This is a genomic window from Spirosoma terrae (assembly GCF_010435915.1).
In the GTDB taxonomy this organism is placed as follows: domain Bacteria; phylum Bacteroidota; class Bacteroidia; order Cytophagales; family Spirosomataceae; genus Spirosoma; species Spirosoma terrae.
On the sequence record NZ_JAAFZH010000003.1, the window covers coordinates 530,966 to 547,760 of the forward strand.

Here is a 16,795-nt window from a genome sequence, read left to right on the forward strand (position 1 = left end):
ATAAAATCCAGGAATCAGACGACAAGCTGTGTTTTTCTTGGAAAATTGCAATCAATAGGGCTTATTCGTCTCTACGCAGCCTGCCGAAAATTCGTTGCAGTCTATGCCTGGAAAGTGCAATTTATGATTCTGGTAAAGCCTGTATTACAGAGTACTTTACGGTAGTACTCCGTTAAAAAGCTAATGGGCCAGCAGAGATCGATCTCTGCTGGCCCATTAGCTTTTTAACGCGAATTTGCTTATTGATTATCAGGGTTATTGACGCCGAAATAAACCATTTCAACTATTTCGCCCGGAGCAATGACTGGACCTTCAAAATTATGAGTTAATTCAAATTGCTGAATCACGCCCTGCCATAAGGGATTACCGCCGAATGTCAGTTTGTAGGTATGCATCTGCCCGTCGTTGATAACATTGAATGGCAATGATTGCTGAGAAATATTACGGACGCCACGCGGGAAACGAACAGCATTCTGATTCGGGTAATTACTATCGACTCCATTAGCGGCCTGGCCATCGAGCAACCAGTTGACCCGTAGCTGCTTTTCCGGACCCGAGTACCGCATTTTTAGGTAAACAGTATTAAAGTCAGATGATTTCCAGCTGCCCCAGGGCGACAAAAGTTTGGTTCCACGGGCGCTAATAGGCTGGCCAGGGTCGGCTTTGCCATCATACGTAACGGTCCAGTTGTCGCGCTGGAATGGCTCCTTCTGATCATGGCCGCCATCAACAATATACCATCCATTACGTCCATTCTTTTTCGTAAAGGCAAAATCAGGTTTGTCTTTACGAGCCTGCGAATAAACATACGTACGGATTTCTTTTTCGTTGTCGACTATATACGAATAGTCTCTGTACCAGGTATTGTCGGAGTCCAGGTGATATTGGGGGGCATTAGAAGAGTACGTTACGGTAGGTCCATCTTCCGAGAAATCATAGGAATGAATGGCGTTAATATTGTACGTAGTATGGTAGAAATCAGAGCAGGTCATCGCAATCAGTCGCTCTCCACCACCGGGGTTCGCTCCAATAATGGTGCCGATCCAGGGCTCAGTTATCTGGAAAGGCGTAAGCTGGTGAACGATATACGTACCGTTCACAATGCGTTCTACACCATTCGAAGCGCTGGTTTGATCCATTGTAAATGGTCGTGAACCATTATAGAAACGTACCGAACGAACGCCCGCAATCATAGCAAACGGCCATTCCTGCGAATAGGCCCGGTAGAATGTTTTGTCGGGCCGTTGATGGGTTAGCCGTGTTTTTACGTGGACTTTATTACCGTCTAGCTTTACCCATTGTTCGTAGTAAAACTCAAGTAAACGGTTATCGATGTGTGACCAGCTATTACACTGGTATTTAGTGTAGACGTAACCATCGATATTGCCATGAAACAGTAATTTGGCGGGGTGGTCACCGGCATCACCGGCCTGTAGTGGATTGTAGCCCGTTTTCCAGTAGGGGGCATCGTCGGAGAAACTATCGGGACCGCTATAGGAACTCAAACCAGACTCCCGGCCTAAATCCTGAAAGTTAATCAGGTTTTGCTGCGTAATCTTATCATAAATTTGAATCGATCCACCGTATTCTTTTCGAACTTCCAGACGTAGTACACCGGATTCCTGCACCTCGACTGGGCCAACCGGTTTCCCCGAAATTATCTTGGAATTATAGCCTGGCCAGTCTGTTTGATTGGCTGGGACTGGATAATTAAAAGGTCCATCGGGCGGATTCGTATTAGGATCTGTTGGGCGGCTAGCGTACCGTTGAAAATTTATTTCGGCGCAACCTACACAGGGGGAATTATTCTGGGCAGAGGTAAAAGTGTATTTAAAATGAAGAAGTAATAAACAAATTAAGACATTAACTGTCTTCTTGGTTAATTTTATTAACGTAAATGTTTCTCTTTTTTTCATAAGTTGGGTCTATTAACCAACTAATAGGTGACAAAAAGAGTGCCAACATTATCGTTAAGTTTCAGTCATTGTCTTTTTTGTTGTATTAACTTATGATATTATAATTATAGTGAATGAAAATTGTAATTTAGTATATATTGATTTTGGGCACTTATATGAAAATTATTTAATAAATAACTCTAATCAGATACATAGGGGTTAATAGCCTGATTTTTGTTCAGTTCCTTATCGGGCCCGTAGCTGATTAAGTAGTAACCAATCGTTACGCCCAACACCAAATCAGGGAGTTAAAATGGCTTAATTGCCTGGGTTTCTAACGCCAAAATACTGTAAAGTCATCTTCTCGCCGGGTGTTACGTAGGTAGGAGAAAACGGGTGCGCAATTTCAAACTGCTGAATAACTCCCGTCCATTTTGGCTGATTGGCGAAACTGAATTTGTAGGTATGGAATTTGCCATCGTTAATGGCCATAAACGGTATGCTTTGTTCAGATCGGTTACGCGAGCCATCTGGAAAGCGAACCCCAGTCTGAACAGGATGAGTCGGGTCGATCCCTTCGGCAGCCTGCCGATTAATAAGCCACGTTAGACGTAAAGGAACCTGTGCACCTGCACCAGGGGCACCCGTATAAGCCATACGGACATACACTTCATTGAAATCGCTGGCTTTCCAGTTGCCGTAGGGAGAGGATATTTTCGCGTTGTAGGCGTTCTGATTTTTTCCTGTCAGGGTTACCTGCCAGTTGTCGCTCATAAATGGCTCTTTCTGGTCGTAACCGCCATCAAAAATATACCATCCACTTCGGCCATTGAAAGCATTAAAGAAGAAATCGGGCTTGGGAGAGCGGGGTTGGGCATAAACGTAATCGCGAATTTCCTGTTCTGTGCCAACAATGTAGGTGTATTCTTTATACCATACGTTATCACTGTCCAGATGAACTACGGGAGCATGGGCAACATACGTCATGGTATTGCCGCCTTCCCAGCTTTCGTTGGCGGCAATATTATCGATATGAAAATTGACCTGGAAATAATCGGGAGCGTAGATGCCAATGTAGCGATTGGGTGCAATTTCGACGGCCTGCCAGGGCTCTGTTATCCCAAAAGGCGTACCCCGGTAAACAATATTTTTAGTGCTTTCACTCTCAATACCATCATTCAGGGTTGTTTTGTCGTAGGTGTAAGGGCTGGAACCGTGGTAAAAAAGAACACGCCGGGTTCCATTGACAAACATAAACGGCCACTCCTGAGCCTCGGGTTCATAAAAGGTTTTATCGGCTCGCTGATGAGTCAGACGAACTTTAACATGAACCTTGTTTTCATCCAGACGTACCCACTGTTCATAGAAAAATGGCAACTTCCGGGCGTCTTTATGAGCCCACGACAGACACTGCGCTTTTGTATAAATCCAGCCATTGATAACGCCATGAAAAAGCATAATTGATGGGTTTCCACCATCGTCTCCGGCCTGCAGAGGATTATAACCGATTCCTTTCCAATTGGGCGAATCGTCGGCAAATTCGCGTGGACCGCCATACGACCCCATGCCTGATTCGCGTCCATGATCCCGGAAATTTATCAGGTTTTGTTTGGTGACTTTATCATAAATCTGAATAGAGGCTCCATAGTCTTTACGTACTTCCAGATTTAAAAAACTAGATTCCTGTACGTGAGCCGGACCTATCATTTTATCAAAAATAAGGGAGCCATTGTAGATCGGCCAGGGCGTTTCCTCGCTGGGAACGGTGTATACAAATGGAGCCGAGATAGGAGGGAGGTTCGTGACTTGCCGGCCCGACGATGGCGACGTATTTTCCTGACCAGGCAGGTTTACGTCGCAGCCGATCAGATAGCTTGCCAAAAAGCAGGGGGTAAAAACACGTAAAAACAGAAAAGTAAAGCCTGGCATATACGAAGTAGACTGGCTAATGCAAAAGAACAGCGTTGAGAAAATCAGTTAATCGTAGCGAATGACCATGCAAACTAACGGTTTTTTAGGATTGGCGGATGTATATATCGGTCATGACGCGTCAAATAAAGAGCCTACGCCCGCTGGGGGTTATAAAGAAATCCGGCGGATCGGGCTTGGTTTAGCGGGTACATCCTCATGATTTTGCAGAGCTAGCTGATACCAGCATACGTCGTGCCATTTGCCTTGTTTATAGCCAATATTCGGATAAACCCCGATCAGACTAAAACCCATAGCCTGATGAAACGCTTCGCTTGGCTCATTGGGCATGGTTATTCCGGCATACACATTAAAATAACCCTGTTTACGTAACAAATCGAACAGCGTAATGTATAGTGTGCGGGCAATTCCTCGTCGGTGGCCGCTGGGGTGGATATACACCGATGCTTCAACCGACCATTGGTAGGCGATTCGATCGCGATGCCGCGACGCGTAGGCATACCCCAGAATTTTCCCATCTTCCTCGGCTACCAGATAAGGAAATTGTTGCTGGATTAAGTCAATTCGTTCCGAAAATTCGCTCAGCGTAGGCACGATATACTCGAACGTAACGGACGTATCGGTTATATACGGAGCATAAATGCCGAGAATAGCCGGGGCATCGGTGAGTTTGGCAAAGCGGATAGTCATGGTAATGGCAAGATAATCAAACCTCTGCAAGTAGCCATTGGGCAATTAAAAAATAAACCCCAATCCCGATCAGATCATTGGCCGTCGTAATGAACGGGCCCGATGCAACCGCTGGGTTAATGCCAATCCGATTCAGGAGCAAGGGTGTTATGGTTCCCATAAAAGAGGCCAGCAGTACAACGGCCAGCAACGACGTAGCAACCACAAAAAATAGCCGGGGTTCGCCAATAATAAAGGTATATGTTCCCGCTATGAGGCCCACCACCAGCCCGTTAATAATGGCAACCAATAAAGTACGTAACAGCCGTTTGGCCATGGTCATGCTGATCCCCGATGTATCGGTCAGGCTTTGCAGTATCAGCGATGAGGTTTGAATCCCAACATTGCCGCCCGTCGACCCGATAATGGGGATAAAGGCAGCCAGAGCGGCTACCTTACCAAGTTCGCTCTGAAAGCCGTTGATGACAGTTGCGGCCAGCAGGCTGCCAACGGCACCGGCCACGAGCCAGGGAAGCTGTACTTTCGAACGTTGCCAGATGTTGTCGTCATCTTCTACTTCCCCCGACAAACCCGAAATAACCTGAATGTCTTCTTCGGCCTGTTCGGTAATAACGTCTACGACGTCATCAATGGTGATCCGGCCCAGTAATCGCTGCTGGATATTAACAACCGGAATGGCATCCAGGTCGTATTTTCGCATTACTTCGGCAACCTCCGCAACCGGCCGATACGTCTCCACAAAAACGACGTCTTCGTCGTAGATATCGGCAATTTTAGCGTTCTTCCGGGCCAGCACAATTTTCTTGAGCGAAACCAGGCCCAGCAACTTACCAATATCGTCGACAACATAAACGGCATAAACGTTTTCAACATCTTCGGCTTGCTGGCGTATTTCTTCGATACAGGCATTGACCGTCAGATTTACGTTGATCTTGATCAGCTCTTTCTGCATCAGCCCACCCGCCACACTGTCGTCGTAATGCAGCAGATCGAGAATGAAACGGGCCTGTTCGCGGTCTTCGAGTAACCCAATCACCTCTTCCCGGACCTGAATCGGCTGCTCGTTCAGCAAATCTACCGCATCGTCGGAATCCATCTGATTGATGAATGGCGCTAAGCCTTCCGATGTAAAGGTTTTCAGTAAACTGGTTCGGTCGGTAGGGTCGAGATTGGCCAGGATTTCAGCGCCAACCGATTTATCGAGCAGACTCAGCAGGTAATGGGCGGGTTCGGGTTCTAACTCATACAAAATCCCTGAAATATCGGCAGGGTATAACTCATCCATTTCGGCACGTAACGTAGTATCGTCGCTCGTATCGATGAGTTGCTGAATATGATCAAGATAGTCCTGTGTGAGTTCAAAAGTCACGGTATCGACGAAGAATTATAAATGAGTACGGATAGATGAAGAGGCCGGGTTCAATCGATCATTTATTATTCGTGATTCATCATTAATTGGGTCAGCTCCACAAATTCGGCAACGCTCAGTTGCTCCGCCCGCTTATCCATAAAGCGGCTGGCAAGCGCGGCTTCGGAAGGATTGAGCGGTTTCAGGGCATTACGTAGCGTTTTCCGACGTTGGCTGAAGCCATGTTTGACTACCTGTGTAAATTTTCGTTCATCGCAACCCAGCTCGGTTTTGCCGTTCCGACGTAGCGACAGAACACCCGAATACACTTTAGGCGGGGGATTAAATACGTCGGGTGGTACGGTAAATTCGTACTTGATGTCGTACCAGGCTTGCAGAAATACGCTCAGGATACCATAGTCTTTATTGCCCGGACCCGAAGCTACCCGTTGGGCCACTTCGCGCTGAAACATACCGACAACCTCCGGCACGCGGTTCCGCATATCCAGTACTTTGAATAATATCTGCGATGAAATATTGTACGGAAAATTACCAATTACGGCAAAAGGCTCGGTGCTGTCGGGCTGTTTATCGGGAAGCAGATCGGGCCGGATATTCAGAAAGTCAGACGCCAGAATACGGCCATCCAGCGCGGGAAAATGCTGTTTTAAATAATCGACAGATTCCCGGTCAATTTCGATGACATAGGTTTCAAATCGGGTATCGGCTAGTAGATATTGGGTCAGTACGCCCATTCCCGGTCCAATTTCGAGCACCTTCTTATAGCCGCCGTGTCCGGTCAGCAGACCAGCGATCTGTTGGGAAATACTGAGGTCGGTTAAGAAATGCTGACCAAGCTCTTTTTTAGGCTTAACGTACACGATATAAGATTGTCAATGGCTGACGAAATCTCCGGCGGGAGCGTAACACCAACGGTGAGTTTATTGATTCGGCGGTTTACGACAAAGGTACGGGGCATTGGCCGAATAATTGGCGCTTATTCAGGAATGTCTACCAACTGTAAGGATACGTAATAACGTCAACTACTACGTAACGTAGTCAAAAATCGATGTCGGTTAGCTCGAAATTCTGTTTGAGTGGAATGAGACCGCCCTCTTCAGCGCCTGGGTGGTAAATAATGGTTTCGGGTTGAATACCCTTCTGCACGTTCCCGATATCGCGTTTTCGATTGCCATTCGCATCAATAATCAGTCGAACCCGATAGCGGCCCGGTTTCAGCCGGGCGAAACTGTAGTTCGGCGTACCGTACGAACTGCGGACAACGGTATATTTATCGTCCAGTAACTCAACGATAAACTTATTGTCGGGTCGATTCACATGCCCGGCAATTAAGCCATAACTATCTTCGGAGGCAAAGGTGTATTTGGCATTGTAGCGGGCCAGTGTATCCCCCTGAACACTGATGAAGGCCCCTTTCTGTAGTCTGAAAATGAGCGAATCCGTCAGGTTTGTCTTTCGTTTGATGTTGAGTTGACTAAAGCTATTGCTCCAGACAAATTCGTCGGGTTTGAAGATGAAGGGTTTGGTACTGTCGGAGCCGATGATGATCAACGTGGTGTCGTATCGGAAAACAGGCTTGGAGAATTTCAGCGTAAAGTCCAGATTATTATCGATTTGTTCGCTGGCTGGTGGAGTAATCTGTACATTCAGCGGCTTACGATCTTTGGCCCGTGATTTAATCGGCGAAAAATAGATTCGTTCCCGCAATTCCGTTACGTTGCCGACTGAATCTTCGGCCATAATAACCGTATTGATGGTATCGCTGGCGGCTTTATTAGCCGCCCGAAACAGCCGAATCATTTTCGGACTTTCCAGAAACGAAACCAATGTATCGCCCGACGGAACAAACGTCGTAGAGGTGGCCGACGTGGATACGGCCGACGTGGAAGCGGCCGACGTGGAAGCGGCCGACGTGGATGTAGCGGTAGTAGACACTGCTGATGTGGAAACAGCCGTCGTGGAAACAGCCGTCGTAGATATCATTTTGCCGAACCGTATTTTGTAGCTGGCAATGCCACTGCTCAGTTCTAGTCCGAGCGTTTCGTCGGTACGTTCGCGTCGGCTGATCCGTGGTTTTCCATACCCCCGAAAGGCAACCATATCGATATTAGTCCGGTTTTGGTTCAGATTCACTACGCTGTCGCGAAAGGCAACCCGTTCGCCGGGGGTATTATTGACCAGATTTAAGTCCTTGTCATCAAAGCCATATACTTTATACTGACCCGCTTTGACGTTCTCAATCCGGTAGTTGCCACTACTATCGGTTCGGGCGTAATAAGCTGGGCGTTTCCGGTTAATAGGAAGGGTATCGGTTGGTGCAAAGAGCCCCACTACAAAATTGAGTATTGGCTGGCGACTCTCGTCGTCCACTACGTTCCCGCTCAGATAAAGCGAGTCAATGACGGGGCCGGTACTGAAAACAATTTTGGCATCCTTGGCAATATTTCGTTCCGTAATATCTTTTATACCATCGGAGAAGTTAATGGTATACGTAGTGTTTTTTTGCAACGGTCGGGCGAACGTCAGACGGAGGCCAAGCGGGAGGGCTTTAACAACGAACGTATTACTATCCTGGGGCGTAATGGTTATTTTCTGTTGGATATTTTCAACGTTTACGTATTCGTTAAATTCCAGCTCGACCGTTTTACCAGTATAGTTTAACTGACGGGCGGTAGGCATACTGCTAACCAGTTTGGGGGCAAGTGTATCTTTCTTTCCACCGGGCGGCTGAGCAACCTGAGCACAGTTTTGAAGAAGAATCGGAAGCGATAATAGAAAAAGTATTATAAAATGGCGGAACGTCATGTTGGATGTAATCAGGCTACAAAGATAAACGTCCGTTCATCGTTAAACTGTACCGGCTGACATAAAATGGCTGGCTGGTTCGTTACCTTAAGTAGAATTTTAAGAAAAATTAAAACTCTCTGTCCTAATGGCAGGCAGAGAATAGGGTAGTTTGGTACTTTTGCCCATCACACAAACCCGTAATGACGAAAATTTAATTCATGGTCCGCGCAAAAATAAATTGGTATTCCATTCTTCCGGGCCTTTTTCTGGCTGGCGTTCTGCAAAGCTGTAATCTAGCGCCCAAAGAAGAAGAAACCCCCACGGTCAAAGCCGATACAATCAATCAGATCAATTTCTTTCTGGAAACGTCGGCCAGCATGGGCGGCTATCTGAGTGGAGGCACTGCATTTAAGGATATAGTGTCTGAATTTGCCAATAAACTTAGTCAGATCGAACCGGTTCGTAAACCGCTGGCTATTTATACGATCAGCCAGGAAGCTCAGCCCTACGAGGGCGGTGTCGACCGGTTTGTGACGAGTCTGGCCACGGTGCCGCTAGCTAATGCCCGTAGTTCCGAACTGCATAGCATTTTCAAGCAGGTGGGCGAAAAAGCACGTAACGGCAACGTCGCCATTCTGGTGTCGGACTGTATTCTGTCATTCCCCGATGAAGACATTAAGAAGAATCCGCAGATCAACGTAACGGATGCGTCGAGCGTGCTGAAAAACGAGATCAATCGGCAGTTTGCCATGCTGAGTAAAGATACCATCAACGCTACGGTCTATGCCTATTCGTCGGCCTTCAATGGTACGTATTACGATTACCAGAATAAAAAACAGAAGCTAAACGGCGAACAACGTCCGTTTTATATCTGGATTATCGGGAAACAACGGGTGCTGAATCTGTTTAATCAGAAGTTGCAGGCAAGCCTGACAACCAAGCCCGATAAACAGCTTTCTTTTGGCGGAGGCAGTACCATTACGGATTATAACCTGTTTTTTACGCTGAACCGCCAAGGCGAAAACTGGAATGCCGATGGTCAGCGAATCACGAATCTGAAAGGTGTTCGGGCCGATCGTCCGGCCGAGTTTTCTATTGGGCTGAATCTGAGCGGACTGCCTTCGTATGCGCAAACAGAAGCGTACCTGACCAAAAATCTGACGGTTATGGCCGGTAATGCAGGTGTGAAGCTGCTAACCATTCAGCCCAAAGATAAAGTAGACGCAAAAGCGACCGAAAAGCTAAAAACCAACGAGTCCAGAATGCTGAGCGAATCAACGCATATACTGACCTTTAAAGTAACCCAGCTTTTCGAGAACCAAACGCCGGTTACGGTCAAACTGCCAGTACGCTACGATACGTGGTATCTCGACCAATCGACCATGGACGACCGAACAGCGGCTGGCCGGGAAGGTAAGACCTTTGCGCTCCAGCATCTGATGAATGGTGTCCGCGATGCGTATGAAACCGGCTCCGGCTCTGATAAATCATTTATAAACCTTACCATCACCCTCGAACAATAAACAGCTCCATGTTCACAGCTCTGTATGAATTGCTAATTGGCAAAAACCCGGACCCTACCTATCGCAACACCGTTTTTACACCCGTCGGACTACTGACGCTGGTTATTATGCTTGGCCTTGCCGCTACGTTCTATCTGCTGCTGGGTCGTTGGAAAGCCGTTTTTCATCGGACCAGCCATTGGGTTGTTACGTTGGTGGTGGCGTTGGTTATTGCTTTTTCGCTGGCCGTTAGCTACGCAAAAGATGCCACCGGCGAACCCGAGGCCGATAGCTATATGATGGGTTTCGGCGGGGTGAACCTGATTCTGGCCGGATTGCTGTTTTTCGGCTTTTCTCTACTATTCCGGCGCGGTTCCAAATTCGCCCGTTATACTCCGTTTTAAGTTCAGTTAAAAATAGTTTTCAGTTTATAGTTTTCAGTGCGCGAAGCGGTCCTGCGTCAGCCACTCTAAACTGAAAACTGAAAACTGAAAACTCCAGACAATGAAGCTTTTTGTTTTTGCTATCGGTGGTACAGGGGCGCGGGTGTTACGTTCGCTAACCATGCTGCTGGCCGCCGGGGCTAAAGTGCCCGACAACCTTACCATCGTTCCCATCCTGCTGGATATGGACATGCAGAATGGCGATACAGCTCGTGCGCTCAATACGGTTGAGTTATACCGCACCATCCGAACGGCGGCTTATCCGAACGGAGTAGCGCCTGCCACTCAGGCCGACGCGCCCCGAGCGTTCTTTTCGACATTGATTCAGTCGCTGGGGACGCTGCAGAGTGAAACCACGCAGGAGCGTATCGGCGATTCGTTTCTGCCTCAGCTGACCGAGCATCAGGGCACCTTCGAAGAGTTTCTGAACGTGAGCACGATGGACGATATCGACCGTGAGTTGCTCAAAGTGCTTTACGATAATTCAGCCAAACCAACCAGCGCCGAGCTGAAACTCGATTTGTCGGTTGGTTTCAAGGGCAATCCGAACATTGGTAGTGTGGTTTTCAACGCGCTCGAAGATTCAGCACTCTATAAATACTTCGTTGGCGCGTTCAACAACGAAACGGATCGGATTTTTATCATCAGCTCCATCTTCGGTGGAACGGGTTCCTCTGGATTTCCGCAACTGGTAAAACTATTGCAGGAGCCGAGCCAGAAAATGCCGATACGTAACGCCCGAAAAGGTGCCGTTACGGTAATGCCGTATTTCGCTCTGGAAGAAAACGGACAGAGCGCTATTGACCAGAATCGGTTCAATTCAAAAACGAAAGCGGCTTTGTCGTACTACCAGAATCAGATTCATCTCGATTCGTTGTACTACATCGGCGATAAACCGGGCGCGAAACTCTACGCCAACGTAGAGGGTGGGGCCAAGCAGGCTAACAATGCACACGTAGTGGAATTGCTGGCTGCTGAAACGGTACTGGATTTTGCCAATCGGGGGGCAGGTGAGTTTGCAGGCGCGAAGACGTTCTATGAATACGGACTCCGGCGCGACGATCGCCAGCTCGATTTCGTTCATTTTGCCGACACTACGTATCGGAACGTAATGTTGCCGCTGGTACGCTTTGCCTACGCCAGTAAGTTTTATACGGAATACGTACCGGCCAATCTGCGCGAATCGTTTGCCAAGAGTCTGGGACTACAGCAGCAGTTGGGCAGCAGCACGTATTTCGTAGCGCTGACCAAATTCATGGGCGAAGCCTTTCGGAAATGGCTGGGTGAAATGGCGGACAATGACCGGAAATTCGATCCGTTCAACTTCCAGACCGATTTCAACGGAATGGTACGTGCCAAACAGATTGAGCCCAAAACATTCATGGGCTTTGGTGATAAAGGGATTAACGAGAATTTCCTGCTCAACGAAGCAGGCGATGCTGAACCAAAACTGTTGGCTCAATATCCTCAGCCAGAAACACGCCTGATGCATCTGCTGATGACCGTTGCCGACAAATGCATGCAAAAACTCGGCGACCTGAACCGGCAATTGGTGTAAGTTTTTAGTGTTTGACGTTGTAGGCAGGTTGCCTGATATTCCTGTGTTTGACGTAAAATCATCGTATGAAACCGTTTCAACTCTCTAGAATTGAGTCATAACAAAAAGGGTCGTAATGTAAACGTTGAAACAACTTCCAAGTAGAAAACTGAAAACTATTCAGTATGCCCCATATCCTTCGCATTGACAATGACCCGAATGTGGTCGAACAAAATCACCTCGGCTGGACGGGCGGTACCGTTGGGCTGGTTGGAAACCGGATTGAACATATTCCCGATACGTTGCTGAATCAGGCGGGACTGGCTGCTAAAGCCGGTACGTCGATTCCGTCGCCGTTTGCTCGATTGTATCTTTTCGATGCCGCTTTTCGGCTCGTGATGAACGATCTGCGACCCGCGCAGCCGACCATGTATCATGTGTTGGTATCACACTGCCTCGATCTGCTTGAACTATTATTTCAGGCCGGTGGAAGCCCCGACCTGACGTATCGGGTCTGGAATCGGGCCGACCGGCTGGGCGCCCTGAACCAGAAAGCACCATTGCCCAACGCACCTAATCGGCGGCACCCACACCGGGTTCTGGCCAAAGCGCTGGAGTTGGACATGCGGCACGATTTGGCCAACCTGCAGACCTTTACGCTGATCTATTACAAAGGCGCGTTGCTGGGCGGTACGTCGCCACTAACCCTGGTGTTTACGTCGCCAAACTGGGAGCAGGAGCGGCAAAATAAATTCCTCGATCCGCCCAAGAGCAGTACGGGGCGGGTGCTGTTTCAGCAGGATTACGTACCGCTGGAAAGCCGAGACCGGACGTTCGTTACGTATCTGAGCCGATTGTTTGAGCAGTACAAAAGCCTGTTGCCCGAAAATAGCGGTCTGACGAAGTTTCTGGATAAACTATTCCGCGACAATCCGTATCCGTTACCCGTTGATGCCAGCAAGACGCTCAACGATTTTGACCCAATCCGTACTGGTATCGAAGGGTTCAGTACGTTGCAGGTGGTTACGGGGTTACCGTTGTTCAGCGTTCGGGCCGACGACGTACTGAAAGAGGTCGAAAGTAACAGCGATTTTGTGATGTTGCCAACGGTATCGTATTACAAAGAAGAAACCAACAAAAATGGCGTAAAAACCAACGTGAAGCCGCCGTTGGCGCTGGCTTCGCGGATGGACGTGCGGGGCCGCTACGTCAAAAACACGGAGTGGGATTCGCGCACGGTTATTCCCTCGTCGCTGCTGAACGACCTAGGCGCGGGCGGATTGCTGGCCGATCGTCGGTTGCCGGGTGTTGATAACGTACAATATCCGTTTGTGTCGACGGACGACTTTCTGGAGGATTTTCTCATTCGAATGCCGTTCAAGGTAAATAACGAGCGGTTCTTTACCGGAACGCAAAATCGGGCCGATTGCGACTTCCTGCTGCCAGTACGTAAGGAGTATTTCAACTTCTTCACACTGGATGATCTTCGGAATTACCTGACACTCGACATCAGCGATCAGCGCGTAACGGCAATCCTGAAAGTGCCGGTTCGCGGGCAAAGCGTTCGGGTCGTCGAGTTCCGGAAAACCTACGAATTGAACGAGCCGGAAAAAGTCCTTGATTTGCCCATTGGCATGGGATTCTTCCCATTCTACCGACTCACGATCCCGGATCAGCAGATAATGAATCGGTACACGGTGTTGCTGGCCGACGGAACCACATCGCAGGGAACGCAGGCTAATTTTTACCGTTTCCCAGACGTAGTGAACCGCCACGCCCTGACCAGCGGCAAACCACAGCCACGGAGCCCCAAAGTAGGCGAGCGCCCGGCGTCGTATTATTACAAGGTCAACGAAGCGTTCGATCTGGTTGAGATTCAGTTATCTAACAACGATATTCCATACAGAGGTATCGTCGTGCCTGAGTTTACGACGATTCCAAATCGGGGCTATGAAGAGTTTACGTTTGCGATCGATTTCGGTACGTCGAATACGCACGTAGCGTATCTGGTCAAAGATCAGGGAGGGGCCAAGCCTGATCCCGAGGCTTTGACCGTTACGGACGAAGACATCCAGATGGTACTGCTCAATAAACCCTACTCGGGTCCGGGTATCAGCCGGGACTACGATCGATACAGTACCCGAAGCAGTTTCGGTGCCTTTGAGCAGTTGGAACCGTTGGTACGTCGTGAGTTTGTACCTTCTTTGATTGGTCGGAATCCGCGTTTGGGAACACCATTCGCCTTTCCGCTACGGACAACTGTTTATGAGCGGGAAGGGCTCACTCAGGGGGGCGATTATCTGTTCTCGAAACTCAATTTAGGCTTCAACATTGACCTTGAACAGGTTACGGTTGGCGATAATAACCGCTACGTATCGACTCTGAAATGGCTGTTTGAAAACAAGCCCAACGATACGTTGAACGATCTGCGCGTGCGTGCCTTCTTCGAAACGCTGCTGTTATTGATTCGTCACAAAGTGGTTCAGAATAAAGGTGACGTAGCACTGACAAAAATTGTGTGGCTGGCTCCATCGAGCATGACCCGTCGTACGCGGAACCGGTTGACGGCGGAGTGGAACAAAGCCATGCAGGAGGTATTTGGCACGACCTCGTATTTCCAGGACGAACCCATTCTGGAATCACTGGCTCCTTATTTCTACCTGCAGCGTCAGGGCGTTTTGCCCACGGCCAATGCCGTTAACGTGGATATTGGTGGCGGTACGTCCGATTTGATGTTCTTTGCGCAGAGTCAGCGGCTTTATTTCAATACGTCGTTCCGGTTTGCGGCTAACGACATCTGGGGTGGGGGACTCGACGAAACGGGCGCGCCTTCGGGTCGATTGGATAACGGATTCGTTTCGAATTTCCTGACGTACCGTAGCAACAACCCATCGAGCCATAAAACGGGGGCTGATCAGACACTGGACGCGTTTTTAGATCCAAAACGCCGGATGTCGCCAGAAGACATCGTGAGTTTGTTGTTTAAGTACGACGACCATTTTCAGTTTACCAAAGCGATTCAAAATCAGCAGCCTGCCTTGCTGGTTGTATTGTATCTGCACTACGCATCGATCATTTACCACCTGGTGCAGCTGATTGAATCGCAGGAAAAGCAGGGTGGTACTACGCTCGATCTGCCCCGCTTCCTGACGTTTACCGGACGGGGAAGCCAATACCTGAATCTGCTCGGTACGCGGGGCGATCTGGTCGACTATACGAAGCGGTTGTTTGCGGCTTACACAACGAAACCCGTTCCAACAAACTTCCAGATTCTGTTGACCGATAACCCGAAAGAAACAACCGCGAACGGTGCTGTTCTGTATCAGACCGCTACGGATCGGGACCAATACCGGGGTAATCAGACAACGGCGTACTGGGGCAATGAAGCTGAGCACCCCGTTACGTTCACGTACAACGAAACCACCGTCGATACGGTTGGCAACGAAAATGATTTCCATGATTCGGTGCTACGTAACGTTCGGGATTTCCTCGAAAAGACGCTGAAAAATAGCTCCGTATCGGCGTTCCTGGGGGATTTCGGTATTCGTCGGACGCAGGACTACTACGATTTCCTGGTCGGTTCTGACGTAACGCGCAGCAGTGTGCTGCACGATAGCTACATGCTGGCGAAACTGCCTATCGAGCGCGATGCGGATGCCCGGTTGTCGGAAACGTTCTTCTTCCTGCCGCTCAAAAACGCGCTATACGAACTGTCGAAATACATTGCTAAAAATCAGTCCTAGCTGACTAATGATGCAACGAATAAAAAAAAGCTGGCTGTTAGTACTATCGCTGACAGTCAGCATTGCCACGCAGGCACAGCCAGTTACCACCACGGAGGCTTCGTCAAAACCAACATTTTATACGTATCTGGCATTAGTATTGGCGCTGCTGGCCTTGATTGGACTGATTTTGCTCTGGTTAAGAAATCAGGCGGGTTGGGAGAAAATTAACGCTGAGCGCCGATCAGCCGTTGGCAATTCTGATGGAATGCGGGAGTTAAGCGGGCGCGTTTCTGCGCTGGAACAGGCCAACAAAGCGTTTGTGAAAACGATACGTGATCTGGAGAATCAGGTGGCTAAACTTCGGGAACAACAGGCCGACAATCGGAAAGCTGCCCCTGCTTATGTTGCCCAGCCAGCGCCGGAACCTCAATTGCCACCCGTAGAACAACGGCCTGCCGCACGGGTGCCGGAGCCGGTCGTGCAAAAGTCAGTTGCTTCGCAAGCTGCCCAGTCGCAGCGGTCAATGCCAGTCAACACGCCCCCGGCAAAATTATATGCCCGGACGGTTGATGTGCCAGGTGGTTTCAGTGTGAGCAGTCTCGTTGAAACACCGAATCGTCCGATGGTATTTGTGATCACGCCAACCGGGGCGGGGCAGGCCACGTTTCGTGTAACCGACGACCCCGAAGCGCAACGGCTAGCCCTCAGTGATCCATATTCATACCTGAGCGATGCCTGCAACTACCAGTCGCGGCCCGAAGTAAACAGCCGTATCCATATGATTTCGGAAGGAAAACTGCAATTACAGGGCGAAAAATGGCATATTATTGAAAAAGCGGAAATTAGTTTCTACGCCTGATGTGTTATACTAGCAGGTGATTGCCGGGGGTGAGGAGCAGGTTTTACAACCAATTATAC

The 16,795-nt window shown here is 48.8% G+C and carries 12 protein-coding genes; 6 read left to right on the forward strand and 6 right to left on the reverse strand.

From position 1 onward, the window contains the following. Nucleotides 1–239: 239 nt before the first annotated feature. The 5 genes from GK108_RS10085 to rsmA form a co-directional block, all read right to left on the reverse strand. Nucleotides 240–1,916 carry a hypothetical protein gene (locus GK108_RS10085; protein ID WP_163946737.1) on the reverse strand — a complete coding sequence of 559 codons (1,677 nt, stop codon included), beginning with the start codon at nucleotides 1,914–1,916 and terminating at the stop codon, nucleotides 240–242. A gap of 297 nt (nucleotides 1,917–2,213) precedes the next feature. After that, the gene (locus GK108_RS10090) at nucleotides 2,214–3,776 is read right to left on the reverse strand and encodes a hypothetical protein (protein WP_163946740.1); all 1,563 of its coding nucleotides are present in this window, start codon (nucleotides 3,774–3,776) and stop codon (nucleotides 2,214–2,216) included. A 198-nt stretch (nucleotides 3,777–3,974) separates the two neighbouring features. Next, entirely contained in the window at nucleotides 3,975–4,514 is a 540-nt protein-coding gene (locus tag GK108_RS10095; protein WP_163946742.1) for a GNAT family N-acetyltransferase, read from the reverse strand. A gap of 16 nt (nucleotides 4,515–4,530) precedes the next feature. Further along, complete coding sequence (gene mgtE / locus GK108_RS10100) at nucleotides 4,531–5,883, reverse strand: magnesium transporter (protein ID WP_163946744.1); 1,353 nt, start codon at nucleotides 5,881–5,883, stop codon at nucleotides 4,531–4,533. A gap of 65 nt (nucleotides 5,884–5,948) precedes the next feature. After that, nucleotides 5,949–6,743 carry a 16S rRNA (adenine(1518)-N(6)/adenine(1519)-N(6))-dimethyltransferase RsmA gene (rsmA, locus tag GK108_RS10105; RefSeq protein ID WP_163946749.1) on the reverse strand — a complete coding sequence of 265 codons (795 nt, stop codon included), beginning with the start codon at nucleotides 6,741–6,743 and terminating at the stop codon, nucleotides 5,949–5,951. Nucleotides 6,744–6,758: 15 nt separating this feature from the next. On the opposite strand from rsmA, the gene GK108_RS10110 reads away from it, so the two are divergent. Then, the gene (locus GK108_RS10110) at nucleotides 6,759–6,896 is read left to right on the forward strand and encodes a hypothetical protein (protein ID WP_163946752.1); all 138 of its coding nucleotides are present in this window, start codon (nucleotides 6,759–6,761) and stop codon (nucleotides 6,894–6,896) included. 25 nt (nucleotides 6,897–6,921) lie between these two features. Here the strand turns inward: GK108_RS10110 and GK108_RS10115 are convergent, their stop codons facing one another. Further along, nucleotides 6,922–8,688, reverse strand: coding sequence for an Ig-like domain-containing domain (locus tag GK108_RS10115; RefSeq protein WP_163946754.1), 1,767 nt, complete (start codon nucleotides 8,686–8,688; stop codon nucleotides 6,922–6,924). Between the two features lie 200 nt (nucleotides 8,689–8,888). Between GK108_RS10115 and GK108_RS10120 the strand changes: the two genes are divergently transcribed. From GK108_RS10120 to GK108_RS10140, 5 genes are all read left to right on the forward strand, one after another. Next, entirely contained in the window at nucleotides 8,889–10,193 is a 1,305-nt protein-coding gene (locus tag GK108_RS10120; protein WP_246224781.1) for a hypothetical protein, read from the forward strand. Nucleotides 10,194–10,201: 8 nt separating this feature from the next. Beyond that, nucleotides 10,202–10,576: a hypothetical protein gene (locus GK108_RS10125; RefSeq protein ID WP_163946758.1), complete on the forward strand. Its 375-nt coding sequence runs from the start codon at nucleotides 10,202–10,204 to the stop codon at nucleotides 10,574–10,576. A 100-nt stretch (nucleotides 10,577–10,676) separates the two neighbouring features. After that, entirely contained in the window at nucleotides 10,677–12,173 is a 1,497-nt protein-coding gene (locus GK108_RS10130; RefSeq protein ID WP_163946761.1) for a hypothetical protein, read from the forward strand. 164 nt (nucleotides 12,174–12,337) lie between these two features. Further along, nucleotides 12,338–15,895 (forward strand): hypothetical protein, encoded by a 3,558-nt coding sequence (locus GK108_RS10135; RefSeq protein WP_163946765.1) that lies wholly within the window; start codon nucleotides 12,338–12,340, stop codon nucleotides 15,893–15,895. 7 nt (nucleotides 15,896–15,902) lie between these two features. Next, nucleotides 15,903–16,736, forward strand: coding sequence for a hypothetical protein (locus GK108_RS10140; RefSeq protein WP_163946767.1), 834 nt, complete (start codon nucleotides 15,903–15,905; stop codon nucleotides 16,734–16,736). Nucleotides 16,737–16,795 lie beyond the last annotated feature (59 nt).

What these genes read in the sequence shown, in the direction of transcription:
- GK108_RS10135 (WP_163946765.1), top strand. Translation starts at nt 12,338, where the DNA reads ATGCCCCATATCCTTCGCATTGACAATGACCCGAATGTGGTCGAACAA.
- GK108_RS10130 (WP_163946761.1), top strand. Translation starts at nt 10,677, where the DNA reads ATGAAGCTTTTTGTTTTTGCTATCGGTGGTACAGGGGCGCGGGTGTTA.
- GK108_RS10085 (WP_163946737.1), bottom strand. Translation starts at nt 1,916, where the DNA reads ATGAAAAAAAGAGAAACATTTACGTTAATAAAATTAACCAAGAAGACA.
- GK108_RS10110 (WP_163946752.1), top strand. Translation starts at nt 6,759, where the DNA reads ATGGCTGACGAAATCTCCGGCGGGAGCGTAACACCAACGGTGAGTTTA.
- GK108_RS10095 (WP_163946742.1), bottom strand. Translation starts at nt 4,514, where the DNA reads ATGACTATCCGCTTTGCCAAACTCACCGATGCCCCGGCTATTCTCGGC.
- GK108_RS10120 (WP_246224781.1), top strand. Translation starts at nt 8,889, where the DNA reads ATGGTCCGCGCAAAAATAAATTGGTATTCCATTCTTCCGGGCCTTTTT.
- GK108_RS10140 (WP_163946767.1), top strand. Translation starts at nt 15,903, where the DNA reads ATGATGCAACGAATAAAAAAAAGCTGGCTGTTAGTACTATCGCTGACA.
- GK108_RS10115 (WP_163946754.1), bottom strand. Translation starts at nt 8,688, where the DNA reads ATGACGTTCCGCCATTTTATAATACTTTTTCTATTATCGCTTCCGATT.
- GK108_RS10125 (WP_163946758.1), top strand. Translation starts at nt 10,202, where the DNA reads ATGTTCACAGCTCTGTATGAATTGCTAATTGGCAAAAACCCGGACCCT.